The following is a 25,470-nucleotide window of genomic DNA, read 5'->3' on the forward strand; positions in this document are numbered from 1 at the left end:
TCTAATTTATCCATGAAAATTATAATAGCAGGAGCAGGTGAAGTAGGTTTTCATTTAGCGAAATTATTATCTAATGAGTCGCTCAATATTGTTGTTGTAGACTTAGATAAAGATAAATTAGAAAAAATTGAATCACAGATTGATGTTTTAACGCATCGAGGTGATTGTACTTCTTTCAAAACTTTGAAAGAAGTTGGGATTAGTGATTCAGATATTTTTATTGCGGTTACTCAACTACAGAATACCAATTTGATGTCGGCATTAATTGCCAAAAAATCAGGATGCAAGAAAGTAATCGCTAGGGTAACGAATCCAGAATATTTAGAAAGATCGAATATGCTGGCGATGCAACGCGCAGGAATCGATATGTTGATTTCTCCGGAACAATTGGCGGCCAATGAGATTTTAAACTTGATAGAAGAGTCTGTTTTTAATGAGATTCATTCCTTCGAAAATGGAGCTTTAAACCTATTAGGTATTATTTTAGAGCACAATTCAAGTGTAATAAATAAAACTGTAAAAGAAGTTGCTGAAGCATATGGGGATGACATTAATTTTCTTCCCATATTTATCATTCGCTCCGATGGTGGTACCTATGAAACCATAATTCCTAGAGGCGATACAGTTTATAAAATGGATGATCATGTCTATTTCATTGCCTTGCAGTCAGCCAAAGAAATAATTCACAAAATATCAGGAAAATCCCATCATCGACTAGCAGATGTAATGGTTTTAGGAGGCGGTAGAATTGGTACTAAAACAGCTCGTTTACTTAAGAAAAGTAATCATGATGTAAAGATTATTGAGCGAGATAGGGATCGTGCTTATGACTTGGCCGATGAATTTCACGATATTTTAATTTTAAACGGAGATGGGAGAGATTCAGATTTATTAGAAGAAGAGGGAATCTCAGAAATTGATGCTTTTATAGCAGTTACTGGTCGATCCGAAACCAATATCATGGCTTGTCTTTTGGCCAAATCCAAAGGCGTTAAAAAAACCATTGCACTTGTTGAAAACACAGATTACATTCACTTGAGTCAAGTGATTGGAATTAATGGATTTATCAACAAAAAATTAATGACTGCCAATGCCATTTTTAAACATATTAGAAAAGGAAAAGTATTGGATGTTACCAACTTATATGATTTACAAGCTGAGGTTTTGGAGTTTAGGGTAGACGAAGGTGCCAAGATTTGTAATAAGAAAATTGGTTCGCTCAAATTCCCAAAACAGGCGATAGTTGGAGGAATTGTTAGGAATAATAAAGGATATATTCCAACCAAAGATTTTGTTATTCTACCCTTTGATAAGGTGGTTGTATTTTCTCAGCCAGATAGTATCAACAAGGTAGAAGAATATTTTGAAACTTAATTTATGCCAGTTTTAAAGAAAACTAATTATCCCATCATTCTTAATTTATTAGGAACACTTCTACTACTGAACTCATTCTTTATGTTTTTATGTGTTCCGGTTAGTTTATACTATGACGAACCGGCTTATAAAGGACTTGCTATTGCAGGTCTTATTACATTTATAACTGGATTAAGCATGTTCATAACCACCCGAAATGCTAAAAAAAATGTTGCTAAAAGGGAAGGTTATTTAATTGTTGGAGTGGGTTGGATTGGGATGGCCTTGTTTGGAACTTTACCATATATTCTTACGATTCCACAGTTATCTGAGGCCGCTCAGCAAGCAAATCAAATGGACTTGACCAATGCCCTGTTTGAAACCATGTCTGGATATACCACAACAGGTGCATCTATATTAAACGATATTGAAATCATGCCCAAGGGTCTGCTGTTCTGGCGAAGTTTAACGCATTGGATTGGCGGAATGGGAATTATCGTTTTAACGATTGCTATTCTTCCTCTCTTAGGAATTGGTGGAATGCAGCTTTTCGTGGCCGAAGCTCCTGGAGTTACAGCTGATAAATTGCATCCTAGGATAACCGATACCGCTAAAAAACTTTGGGTAATTTACTTACTCCTAACCTTTGCACAAGCGATTCTGTTAAAGGTTTTTGGTATGAATTGGTTTGACGCTATCAATCATGCAATGAGCACGCTTTCCACAGGTGGATTCTCCACCAAAAATGCGAGTATGGCCTATTGGAACGACACTCCCATATTGCAATATATCGTCATCCTATTTATGTTCATTGCGGGAACTAGTTTTGTTTTGAACTATTATATTTTTAAAGGACTTTTCAAAAAAGTGCTCAAAAACCAAGAATATATATTCTATCTCAGTTTGGTGGTAGTTATTACGATAATTTCAACCTTAGTAGTTCATTTTTATGGTCAACCTTCGCACACGACCATTACACATCCTGGAGTGAGTATAACACCATTTGGAGAACAATATTTCGAATTAGAATCAGCTTTTAGACATTCCTTGTTTAGCGTAGTTTCTGTAATTACAACTACCGGATTTGTTTCAGCCGATTTCACTCAATGGACACCATTTCTAACCGTTATATTCTTTGCTTTGTTATTTTCTGGAGGAATGGCAGGATCGACATCGGGTGGGGTTAAAATCATTCGACATTTAATCTTAATTAAAAATAGTTATAGTGAATTTAAAAGATTAATTCACCCAAGTGCCATTATACCAGTTCGTTATAATGAAAAAGCTGTACCGCTTAAGATTGTATTTAATGTACTTGCCTTTTTTATGATTTATATGCTAATTTTTATTTTTGGCTCTATCATCATGGCTTTATTAGACACCAATATTAATCCCGATTATGATCAAGTAATTTCATCTTTAAGTGTAACTGCTTCATCATTAGGAAATGTAGGACCAGCATTTGGAAAATATAGTCCAGTAAATAATTTTGCGGATATGGCCGATGCAGCCAAGTGGTTTACTTCCTTTTTAATGCTACTAGGGCGATTAGAATTATTCACTATTTTAATCTTATTAACACCCGTTTTTTGGAGAAAGTAATTCGATTTTAATTTGGCTAATTAGTGCTGATTAATTCTTTTTAAAAGTACATCAACCGCCATACGATAGCCATCTAAGCCTTTACCTGTAATCATATCAATACAATGCTCTTTAGTGACAGAAATTTTTCTAAAATCCTCTCTCGAATTGATATCAGAAATATGCACCTCTACCACTGGTGTTGAAATGGCTCTCAAAGTATCGGCAATAGCATAAGAATAATGTGTAAATGCACCAGCATTCAAAATTATTCCGTCGTATCTGAATCCCACATCTTGTAATTTGTCGATAATACTTCCTTCGTGGTTAGATTGAAAATAATTTAAAATGAGATTTGGATACAGTTCAACTAGCTCCTGATAATAATCATCAAAGTTTTTGTTGCCGTAGATATCAGGCTCTCTTTTTCCAAGCAAATTCAAATTGGGGCCGTTTATAATCTGTATCTTGTTATTCATACACTAAGTGAAATAAAGTTATATTGAAGTGAAAATAGTTTAAAGACATCTGCCAAAACTATTATTACATCAAAAATAATCATAAATTTGGGATAACTAATCAGAGTATTATGGCAAATGCGTATCAAACCCTAGGGGAGTTTATTATTGACAATCAAGAAGATTTTAAATATTCGACCGGTGAGCTTTCTAGATTGCTGAGTTCCATTAGGTTGGCTACTAAGGTTGTTAATCAACAAGTTAACAAGAATGGTTTGGTTGAGGACATCTTAGGTGATGTCGGGGAAGATAATGTGCAAGGCGAAGCACAAAAGAAATTAGATGTTTTCGCAAATGATACATTTATTAAGGCGTTAACGCAAAGAGAAGTTGTTTGTGGAATCGCATCAGAAGAAAATGAATTCTTTATTCCAGTTGAATCTAAAGCTAACAGTCATTTAAGTAAATACGTTGTATTAATCGATCCACTAGATGGGTCTTCTAATGCCGACGTAAACGTAACAGTAGGAACTATTTTCTCAATTTATAGAAGAGTTACACCCGATGGAACTCCTGTTACAATAGAGGATTTCTTACAACCAGGAAATAAGCAAGTAGCTGCGGGTTATGTAGTTTATGGTTTATCTACTATGTTGGTTTATACTACAGGAAATGGTGTGAATGGATTTACTTTGGATCCATCTTTAGGTATTTTCTACCTTTCTCACCCAAATATGACTTTCCCTAAGGATGGTAATATTTATTCTATCAACGAAGGAAACTATGTTCATTTCCCACAAGGAGTGAAGGATTATTTAAAATATTGTCAAAAATCAGAAGGAGATCGACCTTATACTTCTAGATATATTGGTTCTTTAGTATCTGATTTCCATAGAAATATGTTAAAAGGAGGAATTTACATCTATCCTTCTGGAACAAATCATAAGTATGGTAAATTACGTTTATTGTATGAGTGTAACCCAATGGCTTATATCTGTGAACAAGCAGGTGGAAAAGCTACAGACGGATACCAAAGAATTATGGATATAGATCCATGTGAATTACATCAACGTGTTCCTTTCTTCTGTGGTTCAGAAAATATGGTAAACAAAGTCGAAGAAATGATGGCAGAATATCCAGATGATAAAATTGACTATGTTGATCTAAAAGAAAAAGTAATGAATCAAGCTAAATAAGATATTATTTAACTGTAAAAAATTTCAAAGTCCTTAATGAGAGTTAAGGACTTTTTTATTGATTTATATTTTAAGAATGAGTTTTATTTAACAAACTAAAATCAGCTAAAACCATAGCAGCCAAAGCTTCAACAATAGGTACAGCACGCGGAACAACACAGGCGTCATGCCTTCCTTTCCCTTGCATTTCTACCACATTGCCGTCCTTGTCTATCGTTGGTTGAGTTTGCATTAAAGTCGCAACAGGTTTAAAGGCAACTCTGAAATAAATATCCATTCCATTAGAAATTCCTCCTTGAATTCCACCCGATAAATTACTTTTTGTACTACCATCTTCATTAAAAAGATCATTATGCTCTGATCCATTCATTTTGGCACCACAAAAACCACTGCCATACTCAAATCCCTTTACAGCATTAATACTCATCATAGCAAACGCCAGGCGTGCGTGTAGTTTATCAAAAATAGGCTCACCCAAGCCAACCGGAACATTCTTAACAACACAAGTAATCGTACCACCAATCGTGTCACCTTGTTTTCTAGTATCCTTAATTTTTTGAATCATTTGTTCGGCTACCTCATCGTCTGGACACCGAACTACATTTTCATCTGTTTTACTAAAATCTAATGCTTGATAAGGTTTCTCTAAAAATAAATCTCCTACAGAAGACACATAAGCGTTAATTTCAATTTCAGGTATTATTTGCTTGGCGATAGCACCAGCTACAACCCAATTGGCTGTTTCACGAGCAGAAGTTCTTCCTCCGCCTCTATAATCCCTATGGCCATACTTTTTATCATAAGTAAAATCAGCATGAGATGGACGGTAAACATCTTTGATATGTGAATAATCTTTTGATTTCTGATTTTGGTTTTCAATCTGAAATCCGATCGGCATTCCAGTCGTTTTACCCTCGAAAATTCCACTTAAAAACTCAACCTCATCGTCTTCTTTTCGTTGGGTTACAATATTGGATTGACCTGGTTTTCTACGATCTAATTCATGTTGAATTTTATCAAAATCCAAGGCAATTCCGGCTGGGCAACCTGTTATAATTCCGCCGATGGCCTTACCATGGCTTTCTCCAAAACTTGTAAGCTGAAATAACTTTCCGATTGTATTCGACATAAAACAAATGTAATCAAACTTTGATAATTATATCTCTCTAAAACACATTAACAAGGTTACATTCAATATCTTTACACAAAATATATTACTATGAAAACTACATTAGCACTCTTACTAGGTTTTATTCTAACATTTGGTCAGGCGCAAGAAGTTTCAGACTATAAATACATTAGCATTCCATCTAACTTTAGTGGATTTAGTGCCAACCAATATCAATTGAATAATTATTTACGCCTATTGCTTACACAAAAGGATTATAAGATTTTATCAGATGCCAAAAAGTTCTGGCCAGAAGAAGCTAAATTAAATCCATGTTTGGTTTTAGCGGCAGATTTAGACCAAGTTTCATCTACTTTCAGTAATAAAGTTTTATTAAGTTTTACCGATTGTAACGATACTGTTTTATACAAATTCGAAGGTGAATCGAAAGTAAAAGAGTTTGAAGAAGGTTATAAAGATGCATTAAACAATGCTGTAGCAAGTATAAAAAAACAACAAGCTCAAATTCCAACTTATCGCGAAGAGGAAACTAAAGAAGTTGTGATTAAAACTGAAACAAAAACAGAGCATCCTGGTACTGAGCTATTTAAAAAATATTCTAACAAATTAGACGCTAATGATTTAGAAATCAACAATATGCCTGTAAATGGGGTTTACATCCTCGAAGGGAAAACCTATTTTAAATCTAATTTACAAAACGGTGAATTTGTTTTATTGAATGAAGATAAAAAACACATGGTAGCTCATTTTTACCCAAGTTCTAAAAAGGGTGTTTACCATGTTTATTTAGGAAATTCAATGAAAAATTCAGGAAACAGTCTCATCGGTTATTTTGATGGAAATAAGCTTTCTTATGAATATTTATCGGCTGATAAATCTCCGATTGTAATTGAGTTTACACAAAAATAATTGCCATTAATAAAAATAAAAACTTTATAATTATAAGTTTTAAGTTTAAAATTAAATGAAAAGCTATTTACTAAGTTATGACTTTAGTCGCGGTGTTCTAATGGCGTTCACCGTATTAGTTTTTGGCTTAATTACTTATTTTTCTGGGAATGTTGATGCTATTCCAGCAGTTACGATCGGAGTTTTATTAACCTCGTTTTGTGACTTACAAGGTGATATTCGAAAGCGAGTTTTCACCATGGGATTGAGTATTCTTATGAATTCACTCAGTTTTCTTCTTATCAGTTTTATTATTGGTAACACACTATTGTTATTTATTGGAATTGCCGTTTTGGTATTTTTCATCTCCTACTTAGGTGTATTTGGTCACAGAGCCAATATGCTTGCTTTTTCAGGTTTAATGGGTGTTGTGCTTAGTATGGTTCAACGTTACGATGGACCAGGAACCTTGGAGCACGTGCTTCTTATGTGCATTGGTGGTGTGGGGTATATCATCATGAGTACGCTTTTTCATTTTCTAACTAAAAAGCGCCAGGTGAATGAAAAATTAGCCGAATTAATTGCTTTAAATGCCAATTTCATTCATCTGCAGTGGGAAAGAAATCAACTAAATCAAAAAGTAGATGAATCTAAGCGTTTAGATCTGCATCAACAGATAACAGAAAAGCAAGAAAGTTTAAGAGAATTATTATTTACTAACGAGCTTTTAGGTGGTGCTTCTAAGACCCGAAATAGACAGATGCTGATGTTGGTGGAGCTAATAGATATTGCTGAATTAACAATGGCAAATCCTATTGATGTTTATTCTCTAAGACAACATCCCAATTGGAATGAAGAACTTTTCAAGGAGTTTCAGGATGAATTGCACCAACAATATGTTTGGCTTAAAAAAATGGAGCTTTTCCTGAGAACAGATAAACCCATTAATTTCACCAGAGAAAATTCTCCAACTAGAGAGGATTTTAGTCAAAAAATTCAAGAATTTGCCGAGTCTCATGACATTATAAAAGTGAGAGCAATTTCTTTAGCACTTTTAAATTATAAAGATTACTTAGAAAGACAGACCGCTAAAATTGCCAATGTTCAGCACTTACTACAAAGTAGAAAGAATAAGGAACTACAACCGATTTTAGAGGTTTATCGCGAAAAGTTTGTAAGCTCAGAAGAGTATACGCTTCAAGGATTTAAGGAGAGTTTTCAGCTTTCTTCGCCTATTTTACGTCATAGTATTCGACTGACCGTTTCTATGGTAGGTGGTTACTTTTTGGGCTTATTACTAAATGTTGAAAATCCTTATTGGATTATGCTTACAGTAGTTGTAATCATGCGTCCTAGTTATGGTTTAACCAAGCAAAGATCGATTCAACGAGTTCTAGGAACCATTGTTGGAGTATTGATTTCAATAGGAATTGTTCTGATTACCAACAATTTTTATGTCTATCTAAGCATCGCCTTAACCAGTATGATATTTGGTTTCTCACTTATCAACCGAAGTTATTTTTGGGCTGCAACAGCGATAACACTTAATGTAATTTTCGCATTCTTCTTAATTCTACCCGATCAGTGGGGCGTGATTCAATTTAGATTAATCGACACCTTTATTGGAGCTGTGGTTAGTACGGTGGTAGCTTATACCATTTTACCTTATTGGGAGTTTAAAACCTTAAGATCTACAATGATTGACACGCTACAGGCAAATCAAAAATACATGGAAGAGATTACACATTTCTATTGTAATCCGGATTCGGATATCAATTATAGATTGAGCCGTAAGAAGTCATTTGCCGCTTCAGGTGAGCTAAATGCAGCCTTTCAAAGGTTTACTCAAGATCCAAAATCCAAACAAAATAACGCCAAGATTTATTATGATTGGTTAGTTTTAAACCAAAACTTTTTATCGGGCTTAGCAAGTTTGGGAAGTTATATTCAAAATCATCATAGTGCTCAAATTAAAAATGAATTTAAGCAGTCTATGGAGGTAATTTCTGATAAACTAGACATTATTCAAAGAAGTTTAAATCATGATACTTCTATAAACCCAGAAGCTCAAGTTGCACAAGATTTTCAAATTGCAGAATATTGGAAAGAAATTGAGAAAAGAAGAGATCAAGAACTAGCCGAAGGAAATTTAAAAATTACGGAGCAATTTCGATTAGAAATGCAAGAAGTAAAGCACATAAAAGAGGATTTAAACTGGCTTTACGATCTTTCTAGAAAACTGGTAGAAGTCACTAATAAATTGAATTTTAATGCTTCTTAAGCCTGTTTATAACAAAATGATTGTGTTGATTAAAATAAATTAGATTAGTTTTTTTCAGCACAACTTAATTGATTAATTTTATGCACTATGAATTCTGATAAAAAACACTCCATGAAATATAGCGATGCTGGCGTTAACAAAGAAGAGGGTTACGAAACTGTTAGCAAAATTAAAGATGTAGTTGCAGCTACTCATTCTCCCAATGTATTAAACGGAATTGGAAGTTTTGGTGCATTCTACGAACTTGGAAAATATAATAATCCAGTCCTAGTTAGCGGTACCGATGGTGTTGGAACAAAGCTAAGAATTGCCTTAGACGTTAAGAAATATGATACTGTTGGTATTGATTGTTTTGCCATGTGTGCCAATGATATTCTATGTCACGGAGCAAAACCTCTTTTCTTTTTAGACTATTTAGCTTGCGGTAAATTAGACAGTGATGTTGCTGCAGAAATCGTAGGTGGAATTGCAAAAGCTTGTAAAGAAACAGGGACTTCATTGATTGGTGGCGAAACTGCAGAAATGCCAGGAATGTACCAAATCGGTGACTACGATGTAGCTGGTTTTTGTGTAGGAATTGTTGAAAAAGATGAAATTATAGATGGTAGCAAAATCAAAGAAGGTGATGCTATTATTGCGATTCCATCAAGTGGTTTCCATAGTAATGGTTTCTCTTTAATTAGAAAGGTATTTACAGATTTCCACGAAACTTGGAATGATAAACCAATGTACGAAACACTTCTAGAGCCAACTAAATTATATGGTAAAACCATTCTTGGTTTAATTGAAGAAGTTGAATTACATGGAATTGCACATATCACAGGAGGTGGATTAATTGAAAATGTTCCGAGAATCTTACCAAAAGGTCTAGGAGCAAATATCAAGAAATCAGAAATTCGTGTTCCTGAAATCATGCAAGAACTACAAAAAAGAGCTAATATTTCTCAGGATGAAATGTTCGGTACTTTCAATATGGGTGTAGGAATGGTTGTAGTGGTTCCACAGGAAAAAGTTGATACTACCTTAGCAAAACTAATAGATTTAGGAGAGGAAGCTTATGAAATCGGTAGTATTGTCAAGAGTGATAAAGAGATTGAATTAGTTTAATAACTTATTCATTCGATATAAAAGAAAGAGAGAATTTCATGTGAAATTCTCTCTTTTTATTTTGTTACTTTTTAGCTTATCTATCTAGTTTGACCTTATATTTCCATTCAATAAACTTGAAGAAATTATAGAGTTTATACTCGAATTCATGCCCATATTCAGTTTGTTGACGATAATCTATATTTACTTCATACAGATTCGGGTCATAACGCATAGGCTGAGAATGACGAGAGTTCCACTCGTTGACATAAATAATATTCTTGGCTTTAAGATAGCTTTCTGAGTAGTAATTTATAGGCTTAGCAATCGCATTAAGATAATATTCATACTGATTGTCGAAGACTATAATATCATAATCTCCCTCTTCGTTTTCTTCAAAACTTAATTCTTGCTTATCAACAGAAGAGGTTTTTTGGGTCGCACAGGATCCTAAGAATCCCATTACGAATAGACATAAAAAAAGAATTCTCATAACTTATATTTTCTACAAGTTACGAGAATTCAATTAATTACACTAAATCGTGTAAATATTATTTTTGATAAAGTACTTCTACTCCTTCTTGTTCGTATAGTTTTTTAGACCTTACAGTCTCTGGATCAACATCCGCATTGATTTTACCTCTAGTTTCTGCTAATCCTGGTCCTAACCAATAAGGAATAATTCCAATAAGGAATGTTAGACACCAAAAACCACTAACTGCCATAGTTAAGAAAAATACAAATCCTAAAAACTGATCCATAATGCTTGAATTAAGGTTCAAAAATACAAATTTATTTGAACGCGAAGTAATTATTTAGAAAAAAAGTTCAAATTCTGATATAACTTATTATTTTCAAGTTTATATCATACCTTTAACTTCTTATTTAAAGTATCTATGAAGATAGCGATTTTATCTCGTTCTAGTTATATCTATTCTACCTCTAGATTGATAGAGGAAGCCAAAAACAGAGGTCACAAAGTAGTTGTTGTCGACCCACTTAAGTGCAATTTGGTCATGGAAAAAAACGAACCCAATATTCATGTTGTTAAACATAAATTGGAGCGTGTAGATGCTATAATTCCTAGAATTGGATCATCTATTACACATTATGGCTCAGCTGTTATTCGTCAATTTGAGATGATGAATGTTTTTACAGCTTTAAATTCAAACGCACTTTTACGTTCCCGCGATAAACTTCGCTCAATGCAGCTATTATCACGTGAATCCATTGATTTTCCAAAGACTTTTTATACCAATATGAACTCTTCGTTAGAAGCCGAAGAAATTCTTGAATTTGTAGGAGGTGCTCCGATTGTGGTAAAAGTTTTAGAAGGGACACAGGGTGTAGGCGTGATGTTGCTAGAAACCAAAATGGCTGCTATTTCTGTGATTCAAGCGATGCATTCTTTACACGCAAAAATCATGGTACAGGAATACATAAAAGAAGCTGGCGGAAAAGATTTACGCGTTCTTATTGTCAACAATAAAGTTGTTGGAGCAATGGTAAGAGAAGGAAAAGACGGCGATTTCAGGTCTAATCTTCATCGTGGAGGTACAGCTACCCAAGCCAAACTTTCTAAGGAAGAAAGATTTGTTGCTTTACAAGCATGTAAAGCTATGGGGCTTCAAGTGGCAGGTGTAGATTTAATCCGATCTGATAGAGGTCCATTGGTGTTAGAGGTCAATTCATCACCAGGATTAGAAGGAATAGAAGCGGCTACTGGAGTAAATATTGCCGAATCGATCATTAAATTTGTGGAACACGGAGCTAAAAATCAATCCAAAACCAAAATCAATAGAATTAACGGATAAACATGGAGGAAATTAGAATATTAGATACACCTATTTTACCAGGAAAGGAAACGATCATATACTTGAATGTCGCACACTTACCCACACGAACGGTTATCGATATTCCCCTATATGTTTACAGAGCTGAAGAACCAGGCCCAAGTATTTTGTTTTCAGCGGGAATGCACGGAGATGAGATTAATGGGGTAGAAATTGTAAGAAGAATCCTTGATTCAGACTTAAACCATGTATCTAGAGGAATGGTTTTATGCGTTCCGATTATCAATGTGTATGGATTTATTCATTTCTCTCGTTATGTTCCCGATGGAAAAGATGTAAATCGCTCATTCCCAGGTTATGAAAACGGCTCATTGGCTTCTAAAGTTGCCTATACAGTAATGCAACATATCGTCCCATACATCGATTATGGTATTGATTTTCATACTGGAGGTTCACAAAGAACCAATTATCCTCAAATTCGTGGAGATTTTTCTGATCCAGAGATTAGAAAATTGTCCGAAAGTACACATGCACCTTTTATCATTGAATCGGGCATGATTCCAGGAACTTTTAGAATGGCAGCTTATGAAAAAGGTAAGAAGATTTTGGTTTATGAAGGTGGCGAAAGCCTTAGATTTGATCGATATGCCGTAAACGAAGGGGTAAATTGTGCTCATCGATTTTTACACAATTTTGGTATGTCTCAAAAAATACCAGAACCATGTTTATCGAGCGTGTTTATTACCGATAAAACTTGGTATCGCTGTCCAGATTCTGGAATGTGGATACATGCGGTTCAAAATGGATCATTTGTAGAAGAAAATCAGCTTTTAGGATATATTACAAGTCCTTATGGCGATTTTAGATCTGAAATTCGTGCTGAAAAAGCAGGATATGTGGTAGCTATAAATAATCAAGCTGTTGTAAACAAAGGAGATGCTTTACTACATTTAGGTTTTGTAGATAGCTTAATAGGTTGTAATAAATAGATCTTAAGTTTTAAAAACTAAATTCAAACTCAGTCTTTAAACCTGATATCTTTAATATTCAATTGAAGATGAGATTTTCCTTGCCAAATATTTTCTTCAATAGTAAAAACCATATCAAATGGTTCGTTTTTAACTCTTTTAAATAAGTCACCAAAACCAAAGCCTATCGCTGTAAATACCTGTCTAACTCCAGGTTGGAATACATTAAGTTTTAAATGTTCTTTTTCGCGTCCCATTTGTCGTTCATGACCTCCTGATTTAACATCGCGCGTAATAAATTGTGGTGTCATATTACCTGGTCCAAAAGGCTGAAATTGCTTTAAAATTCTAACAAATTTTGGTGTAATTTCTGAGAAACTCAGTTCTGTATCAATTTCAACGGTTGGCGTACGCTGTGTTTGTAAAATATTTCGTTTTACAATTTGCTCAAATTTTCTTTTAAAATTAGGAAGATTCACCTCGTTCATGGTTAAACCTGCTGCATACATATGCCCACCAAAACGATCTAATAAATCTGAACACTCAGACAAAGCTTCATGTACGTCAAATTCTCGAACAGAACGTGCAGAAGCAACCAAATAACCATCTTCTCCCTTGGTAAAAACAACTGTTGGACGATAATAAACTTCAGTTAAACGAGAAGCCACAATTCCAATTACTCCTTTGTGCCAATTTGGATTATAAACCACCGTAGAGTATTTATCCTCTTCATTGTTTTCAATAATCTGATTTAAGGCTGAATCTGTAATTTCTGCATCTAAATCTTTTCTTTGGGTATTGAGAGAATTGATTTCACTCATATAAGCTCTTGCAGTTAGTTCGTTTTCTGCCATTAAAAGCTTAACCGCATCTGTAGCATGTTTAATTCTACCAGCTGCATTAATTTTAGGAGCCACTGAGAAAACAATCCTAGAAATATTGATATAACCAGCAATTTCATTAGGTATAAGCATCTTTAAACCCAATCTAGGCTTAGTATTTATGATTTCTAAACCATAATGAGCCAAAATTCTATTTTCTCCGTTAATAGGAACAATATCCGCTGCAATACTCACAGCAACCAAATCTAAATAAGTAAATAATTCTTGGTCTGAAATATCGAATTCCTTGGCTAAAGCCTGAATTAATTTAAAACCAACCCCACAACCACTCAATCCTTTATACGGATACTCGCAGTCCTTTCTTTTTGGATCTAAAACTGCCACAGCTTTAGGTAATGTATCTCCTGGTAAATGGTGATCACAAATAACGAAATCTACATTGAGTTCATTAGCATAATCTACTTTTTCAACCGCTTTTACACCACAGTCTAAAGCAACAATCAAATTAATCCCATTGTCTGCAGCGTAATCTATTCCTGTTTTACTAATTCCATAACCTTCTAAATATCTATCTGGAATATAATAAGTTACGTTAGAATAAATAGATTTAATGAAACCATACATTAACGCCACAGAAGTCGTACCATCTACATCATAGTCACCATAAACCATGATATTCTCTTGATTTTCGATAGCAGTTTTAATACGCTGAACAGCTTTGTCCATATCTTTCATGAGATACGGATCGTGTAATTCAGAAAGTTGAGGTCTGAAGAATTTCTTAGCACTCTCGAAATCAGTAATGTCGCGTTGCACAAGAATTTGAGCCAATGCCTTTGGGGCATTGATTTCATCCTGAAGTTTTTTTACAATATCTTCATCAGGCACAGGTTTTATTAACCAACGACTCGACATTTTTTAGCTAGATTTAGTTTTGATTGAGTTTGTGAAATTACAAAATTATCTTCATTATTGAGGAGTACTACAGTTTTAATTTTAACATAGCTCATCCGTGGATAGCCCTAATTTTCTATAATCTGAGTTTATATCGAAAATCCTATCTTTGTTAGGATGATATTTTCTAAAGGATTTTATCAATTAAAGTCCGATTATTTATCATAAAACTTTCTTCTATTTATCTTTTATAAACAACATGGATATCCTCGAAAATTATACAAGTACCCAAATTCAATTAGAACCGGATTATGAAGGTGAAGTTGTTGCTACTCTGATTAGTTCTGATTTAAATCAAGACAACAGAAAGGCGGTACTCTATATCCATGGCTACGTTGATTATTTTTTTCAAGCTCATTTGGGAAAAGCATTTAATGAGCAAGATTATGACTTTTATGCGCTAGATTTAAGAAAATATGGAAGATCTCTTTTAGAACATCAACACCCGAATTACTGCAAAAGTTTAAGTGAATATTACGAGGAAATAAGTCTCGCTCTTCGTCAGATTTATGAGAAAAGTAATCACGATGTATATCTGATGGGACATTCTACGGGTGGTTTGATAACGAGTAATTATATGATCGAAGGCGAAGAAAAAGGTTTAGTGAAAGGACTTATTCTTAATTCACCTTTTTTTGACTTTAATTATGGCGATTTTCAAAAATCATTGATTGTTTTCGCAGCAAAAGTAATGGCTGCTCCATTTGATTATGCAAAAGTAAGTGGTGCTCTTTCTCCAGCTTATGCCGAGAGTATCCACAAAGATTATTATGGCGAATGGGACTTTAGCCTAGATTGGAAGCCTATTGAAGGTTTTCCTACTTATTTTGCTTGGATATTGGCTATAAACGAAGCACAACAAAAGCTCTTGGAAGCTAGCATAGATATTCCTGTTTTGGTGATGTATTCTAATGGTTCGGCTAAATATTCTAAATACACCGAAGAGGCAAAAAACAAGGATACTGTTTTGAATGTAGAAGATATTAAAAGAGTAGGTGCAGAGCTTGGTCCACATGTCAGTTTAATGGAAATAGAAAATGCAGTGCATGATATATTTCTATCTAGCAAGAAAGTAAGAGAAAGTGCCTTAAAACAAATGTTTGACTGGCTAAATACTACTTTCAAAAACACTTAAATTTAGCTTTTAAGTTTTATTTATAATATAATTTTTATTGATTTTATTTAATTAAAACATATAATTATGCTTTAAAAAATCGTAATTTGGTTGAAAAGACCAACATGAAGAGCATTTTATATATTTTTATTTTATTATTCTGTAGTATTTCCTGTTCCCAAGAGGTAGAGCTCGAGCTTTTAGCTTCTGGGCTATCTTTTCCTGTTAATATAACTCATGCGGGTGATGAGAGATTATTTATATGCGAACAAGCGGGGAAGATTAAGATTTATAATGCTGATGGTCAGATGGAAAGTCAAGTGTTTTTAGATATTAGTTCGCTAACTCAAGCCCAAGGTGAACGTGGTTTATTAGGTCTTGCTTTTTCTCCGAATTATAACGAAAATGGTCAATTTTATGTGAATTATACCAATTTACAAGGAAATACGACCATAGCTCGCTATACGGTGAGTGATAATCCAAATATGGCCAACCCAACTGGGGAGGTTATTTTAAACATCGATCAGCCTTATTCTAATCATAATGGAGGGAATATGCATTTTAGTCCAGATGGTTATCTATACATAGCAACAGGTGATGGCGGAAGTGGTGGAGATCCACAGAATAATGCTCAAAATAAAAACTCTTTATTAGGAAAAATACTAAGAATAGATGTGAATGCAGCTATTTATACTATCCCAGAGGATAATCCATTTGTAGGTGAGGAAGGTCTTGATGAAATTTGGGCTTATGGCGTGAGAAATCCTTGGAAATTCTCTTTTGACAGCACAACTAACGAAATATGGATTGCAGATGTAGGACAATATGAAATTGAAGAAATCAACCGTCAAGCTTCGGATGCTGCAGGGTTAAATTACGGATGGAGATGCTATGAAGGAAACAATGTTTATAACTCATCTCAGTGTGCTTCGGCCGATAGCATGATATTTCCTGTGGCGACCTATTCTCATTCTAATGGAAGATGCTCTATTACGGGCGGCCACGTTTATAGAGGCGAAGATTATCCTGCTTTGCAAGGGAAATATTTCTTTGCTGATTATTGTTCGCAGGAGATTGGGGTGATAAATCAAGACAACACTTTAGAATGGCTTACTGGAACGGCTTCAGCTAATTTTACAGCATTTGGTGAAGATGCTAACAAAGAATTATATGCCGTAGGAAGTGGTAAATTATATAGAATTAAAGGAAGTAATTTAAACATTTTTGAACCTAAACAGAAAAACCTAAAAATCACACCAAATCCGGCTTCCGATTTTGTTCAAATAGATGGATTTGAGCATATTAAGAAAGTATCCATTTATGATGCTCAAGGACGATTTCTAAAATCTATCCAGCGCTTTAACGATAATAAAATCAATATAAAAGACTTATTAACAGGTGTTTATTTAATTCAAATTGAAGCTGATAAATTGTCTTATTCCTTTAAGATGATTAAAAAATAAGATGCTCAAAATTATGAAGTAAACACGCCTGCCTGGTATAATAAGTTTTAAACCAGCCCCAACACTTCGTCCTAGAATATTAAAAGAATTTAGCTTCCTTTCTTAAATAATTCTGGTAAGCGATTTAATAAAACATATTTCTTATAAGCTGCTTTACCTTCTTCGGCAGGAGATCCCATATATAGTTTTCCGCCTTCTAATGATTTAGAAACACCCGATTTAGCGCTAATTACAGCCTTTTTACCGATAGTTACACCACTAGTGACACCTACTTGTCCCCAAAGCGTTACTTCGTCTTCTATGATGCAACAACCAGCTACACCCACTTGAGAAGCGATTAAACACATTTTACCAATGATAGTGTCGTGTCCAATTTGAATTTGGTTGTCCATTTTGGTTCCTTCGCCAATGATAGTAGAAGCAGTAACACCTCTGTCAATCGTACAGTTTGCGCCTATTTCAACATTATCTTCAATGATAATATCTCCAACAGATTTTAACTTATCAAAACCAGTTTCGCGTTTTTTGTAATAAAATGCATCACCACCCAATACGGTTCCCGAGTGAATAATTACATTATTTCCAATTTGCGTTCTTTCGCCAATCACCACATTGGGGTGAATGTAGCAATTATCACCAATCACAACCTCAGCACCGATATTTACATTAGGTGAAATATGGGTTCCTTCGCCAATTTTAGCATCAGCAGCAACTAATTCTGTAGTTGGTGTGGATGGCATAAAATGCTGACCAATTTTCACGAAATCTCTAAATGGATCGTCACTTATCAACAATGCTTTATTTTCTGGACAAGGCACATCTTTATTAATTAAAACAATAGTTGCAGCACTCTCCAAAGCTTTGTCATAATATTTTGGATGGTCAACAAAGACAATATCACCGGCTTCAACACGATGAATTTCGTTGATTCCCAAAACAGGAAAATCTTCATTTCCAATATAATCCGCTTGGATTAAGTCCGCGATTTGTTTTAATGTTTGTGGTCGAGAAAAACGCATATTTGATAAAATTAATGGGCGCTAAAGATACAAGTTTTTGAAATATCTATTTGTAACCTAAGTTTTTTCTTGAAAGTAAAATAAAGGATCCTAGCATCACCAAAATACCCAAAAGCATAATTGCAGAAAACAGCCATAAAATAGAAGAAGTTGCATTTAAACCTGCAATTCTAAATCCTTGTAATACTAAAATGATTTCTGTGATATAAAATCCTGTTGCAAAAGTGATTATTCCAACCTTAAATAACTTATCTAATTTCCAGCTAAATAAACTTAGAGCATTCCAAATTAAACCTAAACTCACCACTCCAATCAAGATTAAATGCATATAAGCGATAACTAATTCGCGGTTAAATCTTAATGCTTCTGTAAAATCATAATTTAAATTAATAAGATGACCTATTAATTTTCCTACTAGACCAAGCATGATGCAAGATAAAATCCAAGCATTTTTAGGCTTAGAATTCTTTACAAATTTTCTAATACTTTGAATAACAGGAATAAAACCAATAAATAAACATATAATACTTATTAGGTTGATAAGATAGAAAAAAAGGTTGTTTGAAACCCAAAATGCAATAAGTGCCGTACCTAATAAGAGTCCTGTATCTAAGAAATGTGTTGCCCAATCTTTGGGATGATATTCTTTAGGAATTTGTTTGAAAATTAAACCTAAAGCAGCATATAACAAGAATCCATTGATTTGAAAATGAAGAAAAAATTGAATTCCCGCATCATAAAGCCAGTGTGATTTTCCTAATATGGCTGAGGTGGGACCTAAAAGCCAAATTCCGACCGTGGAGAAGTAAAAATAAATGATTCCACGTCTTAAAAACGTATTATCAAAGCCTTCTTTAGGAATTTCATTCAATAATTTCTTTAATAAAATATAGGCTAATAATACAAACATGGTTGAAAATGTGATACTTATCGCTCCATAAGATTGGTAAAGAAAGGATATGAACATGCCTATGATAGAAATACTAAAAGCAATTTTTATAGCTTTCAAAGCTTTCCATTTTAATGGAAAATAATTTAGAATTCCTGTTATTACCATCACAAATGCCCAGCCTAATAGAGCTGTGTGAGAATGTGCATGTAAAATGTTTTTGAATGGAAGTGGCAGCATTATCCATTCGGAGCTTCGCATTAATAAACCTAAAATTCCAACAAGAAATAAGTAAAAAAACGCTGAAGAAAAGCCAAAAAATAAATCTTTTTTATTTCCAGAATTCATCCTCTGATCTTTCACAAAATTCTTCCTCTTTATGATGCTCTTGAATGAGTTTTAATTCCTCGTCGGTAGCTAATTTCTGAACCTCTTGGAACAATTCCCTCTCCTCAAATCGCACATGCTCTTTTAATTCATCAGAAAATATTTGTAAATCATGGTGATCACTTGCATTTAACGACAAATCCATTAATCTTTTATGTTCTTGTAAAGCGCGCTTTATCATAACATGATTCTCTCCTAGAACCGGGAAAATCCATTTTTCTTCAATTTCAAAGTGTGGTTTTAGATGTTCCTCTCTAAACCAATGCACATATTTTTGAATACGCTCTGGATCTACATCTTTTTTAATTCCTTGATTTATTTTCCAAGAAAGTAACAAGGCGTGATGATGTTCTCTACTCACGCCTTGTAATTCTTCAAATCTTTTGATTGGTTTTGCCATAGGATAAAGATATAAACTCAGGTTTGAATTAAAAATTCCTACTCAATTTTGAGTTTAATTCTTAGCTAACACTTTTTCTAATTCAATAGATTTTGGAAACAAAATATTGTTTTCTAAATGAATGTGCTTATGCAAATCTTGCTCGAACTCGTCTAGCATGGCAAAAGTAACGCGATAGGTATTACAAGCATCTGCTGGCGGTTGATATTCATTGGCCAATTCAGCTAATCTGCGCAATTTATCGCCCTCTTCTGTATGTTCGTGCTCCATCATGTCGATAGGATTTTCTACCGATCCAAAATGCGCTTGTGGAAGCTTTTCATTACTCATTTGAGCTTTCACCATTTTTCTAATGAACGGGAACAAAATCAATTCTTCTTTTTTCATGTGAGCCGCTAAGCCTTGAGCCACAGAATTAAAAATCTGATGGATTTCGAATAATTCCGGATGATTTCCTCCATGCACCTTAACCAATTTGGATAAAAACTGTTGAATAATAACAGATTTTTCTTCCACGTATCTATGGTGCGTCTTTTCAACATAATCCGCTAACAAATCCAATGGCCAAGTGTTGAAATCTATAGAATTATTGGTATTCGATTGAATAGATGCTTCTAATTCTTTAGAAATCAATTCATAATCAATTCCTTCTTTTTCACAAACTTCTTCTAACGAACGATTTCCTCTACAGCAAAAGTCAATTTTATTCTTTTTGAAAACCGCGGCTGTTCTAAAATCTTCAGCCACATATTCACCGATGGTTTTTTTATTTAATGTTTCCATAATAGGTAATTTTTATTTAAGACAATTTTATCTTATTTATATTTAAATTTTTTTTTTTCTTCTTTTTAAGTTTTAATCTTCTGTCACTTTCTCAACTCGAGTCAATTGATCATTCTTACATAATGTTAATCGAACGATACTATCCTCAGTTGCCTTTAAATCATGAGGAACTTTTGCTCCCAATGTTATTAAATCACCTTTTTTAAGTTTTAAAACTTCGCCTTCAACACCGAAATCAATATTACCTTCAAAGATTTCAACCACAATAGGCAAAGGTGCGGTATGTTCTTTCATGATGTGATCTTTCTTGAAAGCTATTCTAATCTCTTTTGTGAATTCTGTGTCCAAAAGTAACTTAATCGTCGGCTTATCTTCCTTATATTCTAGGCTATCAACCAGTGATGCAATGATACTCATATATTTAATTTTAAATTTTTAAAAAAGATTATTCTCGCGGATATAATTAATCTTGTAATTGAACATATTAGCCATTTTTTCTGCTCTCCAATAAGCTTCCTCAGCTTTTTCGCCTGTAAAATGTTCGTCTAGATTTTTCATAAATAGCTCTAGCCAACGTTCAAAATGCTCTTTATCAACAGGCAATTTAGCATGTGGTGGAAATGGACTTCCAAAATAGGTGTGTTTTCTTAATAACACAGTTTCCCAAAATGTGTACATTTTTTCTAAATGCTCTGGCCAACGATCTTGGATTTTCTCGTCGAAAATAGGCCCGATTAAATCGTCTTGTCGAACTTTTGCGTAGAAAGAATCTACCATCAACTTAATATCTTCTATGTTTTGAATCTCTCTCATTTAAGACAAATTTATCTTTTTATATTTTAATATTAAAATTAAACCATAAGATATATATCATTTAAAGGTTTTAAGATAGGCTGATCCGTCTTCAACTTGTTCTGCTAAACGAGCTAAACTGGTTTCGCTCAACATCTTACCTAAACCATTTCTAATTTTAGCAAATTTATTATGAATCGGACAAGGCTTTTCGGCATTACATTTTTTAAGACCTAATCCACAACCTGTAAATATTTGATTTCCATCTATGGCTACCACAATATCTTTTAGTTTAATGCTTTCTAATTTACCTGGATCAATTTCGAAACCACCTTTGGGTCCTTTAATAGAATTAACAATACCACATCGTGCCAAATCTTGCATTATTTTGGCCGTAAATGCTTCTGGTGTTTCTATTTCTTGAGCAACATCGCGCAAACGAACTCTCTCTGAATTCATTGATTTGGTCGCAATAAATATACTTGCGCGTATTCCGTATTCACAGGCTTTTGAAAACATGTTGCAAAGATAATTTAAATAAAGATAATTCTATCTTAAATAGACTGATTTTTGTTGGATTTTGTACATATGAGTCCTTAAAGGTAGAATATCTATAAATTAAATCTGTATCTCTGAACTATACTTAGTGTATTTAAATAAAGCTTTAGCTACATTTTCAGCCTTAAGCTTGTAATTTATTTTGTAGTTGAATCTGGGGGATAGTTTATATAAATATTTTGAGGTTTTACGTCACTAGACAGAGCCCATACTAAAGAAATAATCCAACCTACGACAGACCAACCTACCAAGGTGTTTAAAGCAAAAATAGCCAACTTATTATGCTTATTTTTATAAAAACCAATGATAGCCGGTAGGAAATACATAAAAATGGCAATTCCAATAAGTAAGAAGGCTAACATCAATGAAAAAACATTTGAATCTATAAGCTCCATGATTATAAGGTTTTGAATTCCATTACAATATATTAAATTATCTTAAATATTGAAGTTAAATTTTTAGAGTCAAGCTATAATAAATGGATTAAAACAAAAAAAGCGCTCAACATGGTTGAACGCTTATAAATTTTATAATTTTCTAATATTAACCGATTAATTCAAAATCTAACTGTTTTTTCATTAAATCAGCATTTACTAACTTAACCTTAACAGCATCTCCTAATCGATATTCTTTCTTGGTTCTTTGCCCAACAATAGAGTAATTAGTATGATCAAAGACGTAATGATCGTCTCTAATATTTCTTAATTTCACCAAACCTTCTGCTCTAGAATCTGGCAACTCTATGTAGATTCCCCACTCGGTTACACCAGAAATCAAACCATGGAATTCTTCGCCAACTTGATCTTCTAGATATTTTACCTGCATAAATTTGATGCTATCTCGTTCTGCATCTGCCGCCAAACGCTCACGTTGTGAACTATATTCACAATCTTCTTCGTACGGCTCTGGATTCGGTGATTTCCCGCCATCTAGATAATGCTGAAGTAATCTGTGTGCCATAATATCAGGATAACGACGAATAGGCGACGTAAAGTGACTATAGTAATCGAAAGCAAGTCCATAATGCCCAATATTCTCTGTTGAATAAATCGCTTTAGACATGGTTCTCATCGCAAGCGTTTCTACCATGTTTTCTTCGCCTTTACCTTTTACTTCTTTCAACAAGTTGTTAATAGAATCAGTGGTTTCCTTTCTATCACCTAGATTTAATCCATAACCAAACTGCTTAATAAATTGTTTAAGACTTAATAATTTATCTGGATTTGGATCATCGTGAATCCTATATATAAAGGTTCGATCTGTTTCTTTTCCTTTTTTGTTTAAACTTACAAATTCAGAAACCTTCTTATTGGCTAGTAACATGAATTCCTCAATCAAATGATTGGCTTCCTTACTTTCTTTAAAGTAAACTCCTAAAGGATTTCCTTTATCATCTAATTTGAATTTCACCTCAACTTTATCAAAGCTAATAGCACCATTCTCTAATCTGCACTGACGTAAAATTTTGGCTAATCTATTTAAGGTTAAAACCTCATCTTTCATGTCGCCGTCCTTACCTTCTATAATGTCTTGCGCATCTTCGTAGGCCATTCTCTTATCTGAATACGTAACTGTGCGACCAAACCAGTTATTAACAATATTAGCATTATCATCCATTTCAAAAACAGCTGAGAATGTGTATTTCTCTTCGTTAGGTCTTAATGAACAAGCTTCATTACTCAAAATTTCTGGTAACATCGGAACCACTCTATCTACTAAATAAACAGAGGTTGCGCGCTCATGCGCTTCTTGGTCGATTAATGAACCTGGCTGAACATAATGTGCCACATCGGCAATATGAACACCAATTTCCCAATTTCCATTTTCTAATTTTTGTATAGAAAGTGCATCATCAAAATCCTTTGCATCTGCAGGATCAATGGTTAGTGTAGGAACATCGCGCATATCACGACGACGTTTAATTTCTTCTGGTTTAATGCTGGTATCTAGTTGTGCTGCTTCTGCTTCCACTTCCTCTGGGAATTTAGAAGGCAAACCATATTCGGCTAGAATCGCATGAATCTCTACTTCGTGATCTCCTGGCGTACCCAAAACATCGATAATCTTTCCAAAAGGTGAATCTGCATCTTCTGGCCAATCGATTACTTCGGCTACTACTTTGTCGCCATTTTGCGCTCCCGCAAGATTTTTAGAACTTACATAGATATCAACATGCAATGAGGTCTGATCTACATTAACAAAACCATAATGTCCATCTTTAGATAATTCTAAAATACCTACATATTGAGTTCTATTGCGCTGAATTACCTCTAGAATGCTTCCTTCTTTCTTTTTTCCCGAATTATCGTGAATAATTAACTGAACTAAATCATTCTGAAGTGCATTTTTTGACTGACCTTTAGGTATGTAAATATCTTGATCGAATCCTTCTACATTCACGTAGGCTGCGCCCGAGGTGGTAAAATCGATTACACCCACTACAGAGTTTTTTTCAACATTTAATTTAAATTTACCTGGACTTACCTCAATCAACTGATTTTTAGAGGCTAGTTTTGATAAAACTTTGATTAAATGATCTTTCTGTTTAGAATTTCTGAATTGTAAACCAGAAGCCAATTGCTTATGATTTAATTGTTTGCTAGGATACTTAAGCATATAACGCAAAATTTTGTGCGCTGTTTGTTTATATCCTTGCTCGTTTGGAGTTTTTATAAACTTTTTCTTCTTTGACATGTGTATTATTTCTCTGTGGTTTAGCAGTAAAAGTTAATAACTTCTTAGTTTTAAAATATTGAATTTAAGTAAATTACGTACTTATTAACAATATTAATAACAAATTCTATTCGATGAAAGAATTCCTGACAACCTTGTATTTTTTATATTATATAATACAGTTTTTAACCACTGTATTGTATTAATTTTCTCTTCCAAAAGGCATATTTTTAATACCTATATATAGGATAGCAGAAAATTATTCCTTTAATAGCCTTTAAAACCATACCAATTTTAACATTTATGCAGATGATTTTAATATTAGACTATAATTTAAACTCAATTTAGCTAACACCAAATATGTTCAAAGAGAAATTTTTAAATAAAATAGCTCGTTATGAACAAGCTATTTTATCTACTCTTCTTTGGTGTCTACCACCTTCAAATTCTGTATTTAAATAGGCTTCAACGATATTTAAACCTAATTCTTCTGAAATAAATCGCGCCGGAAGCACCAAAATATTAGCATTGTTATGTTGGCGAGCCAATTCTGCTAATTCTGTAGTCCAGCAAATAGCTGCACGAATGTTTTGATGTTTATTTGCCGCCATAGCAATTCCATTTCCGCTTCCGCATAATAAAATACCAAGGTCAGCATCTTTGTTTTCAACAGCATTTGCCGTTGGATGTGCGTAATCTGGATAATCAACACTCTCTGTTGAATGTGTCCCAAAATCCTTAACCTCAATACTTTTTGATGTTAATAACTGTTTAATTTTCTCTTTTAATTCAAATCCTGCGTGATCTGCTCCAATTGCTATTTTCATGTTTTTTATAGTTTTCAACAAGCTTAAATGCTAAAT

25 protein-coding genes are annotated in these 25,470 nt (G+C 33.8%); 10 read left to right on the forward strand and 15 right to left on the reverse strand.

Annotation, left to right across the window (positions count from 1 at the left end):
- The first annotated feature begins 12 nt into the window (after positions 1–12).
- Together trkA and NLM59_RS05790 are read left to right on the forward strand one after the other, a co-directional pair.
- Entirely contained in the window at positions 13–1,374 is a 1,362-nt protein-coding gene (gene trkA, locus NLM59_RS05785) for a Trk system potassium transporter TrkA (protein WP_304416803.1), read from the forward strand.
- Between the two features lie 3 nt (positions 1,375–1,377).
- Positions 1,378–2,955 carry a TrkH family potassium uptake protein gene (locus NLM59_RS05790; protein WP_304416804.1) on the forward strand — a complete coding sequence of 526 codons (1,578 nt, stop codon included), beginning with the start codon at positions 1,378–1,380 and terminating at the stop codon, positions 2,953–2,955.
- A 20-nt stretch (positions 2,956–2,975) separates the two neighbouring features.
- Here the strand turns inward: NLM59_RS05790 and NLM59_RS05795 are convergent, their stop codons facing one another.
- Positions 2,976–3,413 carry a type II 3-dehydroquinate dehydratase gene (locus tag NLM59_RS05795; protein WP_304416805.1) on the reverse strand — a complete coding sequence of 146 codons (438 nt, stop codon included), beginning with the start codon at positions 3,411–3,413 and terminating at the stop codon, positions 2,976–2,978.
- 110 nt (positions 3,414–3,523) lie between these two features.
- On the opposite strand from NLM59_RS05795, the gene fbp reads away from it, so the two are divergent.
- Positions 3,524–4,588, forward strand: coding sequence for a class 1 fructose-bisphosphatase (gene fbp / locus NLM59_RS05800; RefSeq protein ID WP_304416806.1), 1,065 nt, complete (start codon positions 3,524–3,526; stop codon positions 4,586–4,588).
- Between the two features lie 70 nt (positions 4,589–4,658).
- Here fbp and aroC read toward each other — a convergent pair whose 3' ends face one another.
- Positions 4,659–5,717 (reverse strand): chorismate synthase, encoded by a 1,059-nt coding sequence (gene aroC, locus NLM59_RS05805; protein ID WP_304416807.1) that lies wholly within the window; start codon positions 5,715–5,717, stop codon positions 4,659–4,661.
- Between the two features lie 90 nt (positions 5,718–5,807).
- On the opposite strand from aroC, the gene NLM59_RS05810 reads away from it, so the two are divergent.
- The 3 genes from NLM59_RS05810 to purM all read left to right on the forward strand — a co-directional run bounded on the left by NLM59_RS05810 (position 5,808) and on the right by purM (position 9,993).
- Positions 5,808–6,626: a hypothetical protein gene (locus NLM59_RS05810; protein ID WP_304416808.1), complete on the forward strand. Its 819-nt coding sequence runs from the start codon at positions 5,808–5,810 to the stop codon at positions 6,624–6,626.
- A gap of 55 nt (positions 6,627–6,681) precedes the next feature.
- Positions 6,682–8,886 carry an FUSC family protein gene (locus NLM59_RS05815; protein WP_304416809.1) on the forward strand — a complete coding sequence of 735 codons (2,205 nt, stop codon included), beginning with the start codon at positions 6,682–6,684 and terminating at the stop codon, positions 8,884–8,886.
- 111 nt (positions 8,887–8,997) lie between these two features.
- Positions 8,998–9,993: a phosphoribosylformylglycinamidine cyclo-ligase gene (gene purM / locus NLM59_RS05820; protein ID WP_304416810.1), complete on the forward strand. Its 996-nt coding sequence runs from the start codon at positions 8,998–9,000 to the stop codon at positions 9,991–9,993.
- 76 nt (positions 9,994–10,069) lie between these two features.
- On the opposite strand, the gene NLM59_RS05825 is transcribed toward purM, so the two are convergent.
- Together NLM59_RS05825 and NLM59_RS05830 are read right to left on the reverse strand one after the other, a co-directional pair.
- The gene (locus NLM59_RS05825; RefSeq protein ID WP_304416811.1) at positions 10,070–10,465 is read right to left on the reverse strand and encodes a DUF6146 family protein; all 396 of its coding nucleotides are present in this window, start codon (positions 10,463–10,465) and stop codon (positions 10,070–10,072) included.
- A 58-nt stretch (positions 10,466–10,523) separates the two neighbouring features.
- The gene (locus tag NLM59_RS05830) at positions 10,524–10,733 is read right to left on the reverse strand and encodes a hypothetical protein (protein WP_304416812.1); all 210 of its coding nucleotides are present in this window, start codon (positions 10,731–10,733) and stop codon (positions 10,524–10,526) included.
- A gap of 135 nt (positions 10,734–10,868) precedes the next feature.
- Between NLM59_RS05830 and rimK the strand changes: the two genes are divergently transcribed.
- Together rimK and NLM59_RS05840 are read left to right on the forward strand one after the other, a co-directional pair.
- Positions 10,869–11,786, forward strand: a complete 918-nt coding sequence (gene rimK / locus NLM59_RS05835) for a 30S ribosomal protein S6--L-glutamate ligase (RefSeq protein ID WP_304416813.1) — start codon at positions 10,869–10,871, stop codon at positions 11,784–11,786.
- A 2-nt stretch (positions 11,787–11,788) separates the two neighbouring features.
- On the forward strand, positions 11,789–12,754 hold the full coding sequence (locus NLM59_RS05840; RefSeq protein WP_304416814.1) for a succinylglutamate desuccinylase/aspartoacylase family protein: 966 nt from the start codon (positions 11,789–11,791) through the stop codon (positions 12,752–12,754).
- Positions 12,755–12,783: 29 nt separating this feature from the next.
- Here NLM59_RS05840 and recJ read toward each other — a convergent pair whose 3' ends face one another.
- Positions 12,784–14,490: a single-stranded-DNA-specific exonuclease RecJ gene (gene recJ, locus NLM59_RS05845; RefSeq protein ID WP_304416815.1), complete on the reverse strand. Its 1,707-nt coding sequence runs from the start codon at positions 14,488–14,490 to the stop codon at positions 12,784–12,786.
- Between the two features lie 238 nt (positions 14,491–14,728).
- Here recJ and NLM59_RS05850 point away from each other — a divergent pair, with 238 nt between their 5' ends.
- A complete protein-coding gene (locus NLM59_RS05850) occupies positions 14,729–15,664 on the forward strand; it encodes an alpha/beta hydrolase (protein WP_304416816.1) in 936 nt (311 codons plus the stop codon).
- A 104-nt stretch (positions 15,665–15,768) separates the two neighbouring features.
- Positions 15,769–17,106 carry a PQQ-dependent sugar dehydrogenase gene (locus NLM59_RS05855; RefSeq protein ID WP_304416817.1) on the forward strand — a complete coding sequence of 446 codons (1,338 nt, stop codon included), beginning with the start codon at positions 15,769–15,771 and terminating at the stop codon, positions 17,104–17,106.
- Positions 17,107–17,195: 89 nt separating this feature from the next.
- On the opposite strand, the gene NLM59_RS05860 is transcribed toward NLM59_RS05855, so the two are convergent.
- The 10 genes from NLM59_RS05860 to rpiB form a co-directional block, all read right to left on the reverse strand.
- Positions 17,196–18,125: a UDP-3-O-(3-hydroxymyristoyl)glucosamine N-acyltransferase gene (locus NLM59_RS05860; RefSeq protein ID WP_304416818.1), complete on the reverse strand. Its 930-nt coding sequence runs from the start codon at positions 18,123–18,125 to the stop codon at positions 17,196–17,198.
- A gap of 46 nt (positions 18,126–18,171) precedes the next feature.
- Positions 18,172–19,362, reverse strand: a complete 1,191-nt coding sequence (locus tag NLM59_RS05865) for a hypothetical protein (protein ID WP_304416819.1) — start codon at positions 19,360–19,362, stop codon at positions 18,172–18,174.
- Positions 19,346–19,801: a hemerythrin domain-containing protein gene (locus NLM59_RS05870; RefSeq protein WP_304416820.1), complete on the reverse strand. Its 456-nt coding sequence runs from the start codon at positions 19,799–19,801 to the stop codon at positions 19,346–19,348. The genes NLM59_RS05865 and NLM59_RS05870 overlap by 17 nt, the downstream gene beginning before the upstream one ends.
- Before the next feature lie 54 nt (positions 19,802–19,855).
- Entirely contained in the window at positions 19,856–20,584 is a 729-nt protein-coding gene (gene ric / locus NLM59_RS05875; RefSeq protein ID WP_304416821.1) for an iron-sulfur cluster repair di-iron protein, read from the reverse strand.
- Between the two features lie 72 nt (positions 20,585–20,656).
- The gene (locus NLM59_RS05880; RefSeq protein ID WP_304416822.1) at positions 20,657–21,001 is read right to left on the reverse strand and encodes a cupin domain-containing protein; all 345 of its coding nucleotides are present in this window, start codon (positions 20,999–21,001) and stop codon (positions 20,657–20,659) included.
- Between the two features lie 18 nt (positions 21,002–21,019).
- Complete coding sequence (locus NLM59_RS05885) at positions 21,020–21,397, reverse strand: group III truncated hemoglobin (protein ID WP_304416823.1); 378 nt, start codon at positions 21,395–21,397, stop codon at positions 21,020–21,022.
- A gap of 57 nt (positions 21,398–21,454) precedes the next feature.
- Positions 21,455–21,895 carry an RrF2 family transcriptional regulator gene (locus NLM59_RS05890; protein WP_304416824.1) on the reverse strand — a complete coding sequence of 147 codons (441 nt, stop codon included), beginning with the start codon at positions 21,893–21,895 and terminating at the stop codon, positions 21,455–21,457.
- A 176-nt stretch (positions 21,896–22,071) separates the two neighbouring features.
- The gene (locus tag NLM59_RS05895; protein WP_304416825.1) at positions 22,072–22,329 is read right to left on the reverse strand and encodes a superinfection immunity protein; all 258 of its coding nucleotides are present in this window, start codon (positions 22,327–22,329) and stop codon (positions 22,072–22,074) included.
- Between the two features lie 148 nt (positions 22,330–22,477).
- Entirely contained in the window at positions 22,478–24,628 is a 2,151-nt protein-coding gene (gene rnr, locus NLM59_RS05900) for a ribonuclease R (RefSeq protein ID WP_304416826.1), read from the reverse strand.
- Between the two features lie 374 nt (positions 24,629–25,002).
- A complete protein-coding gene (gene rpiB / locus NLM59_RS05905) occupies positions 25,003–25,434 on the reverse strand; it encodes a ribose 5-phosphate isomerase B (RefSeq protein WP_304416827.1) in 432 nt (143 codons plus the stop codon).
- Positions 25,435–25,470 lie beyond the last annotated feature (36 nt).

The organism is Profundicola chukchiensis (assembly GCF_029664245.1).
In the GTDB taxonomy this organism is placed as follows: Bacteria; Bacteroidota; Bacteroidia; order Flavobacteriales; family Weeksellaceae; genus Profundicola; species Profundicola chukchiensis.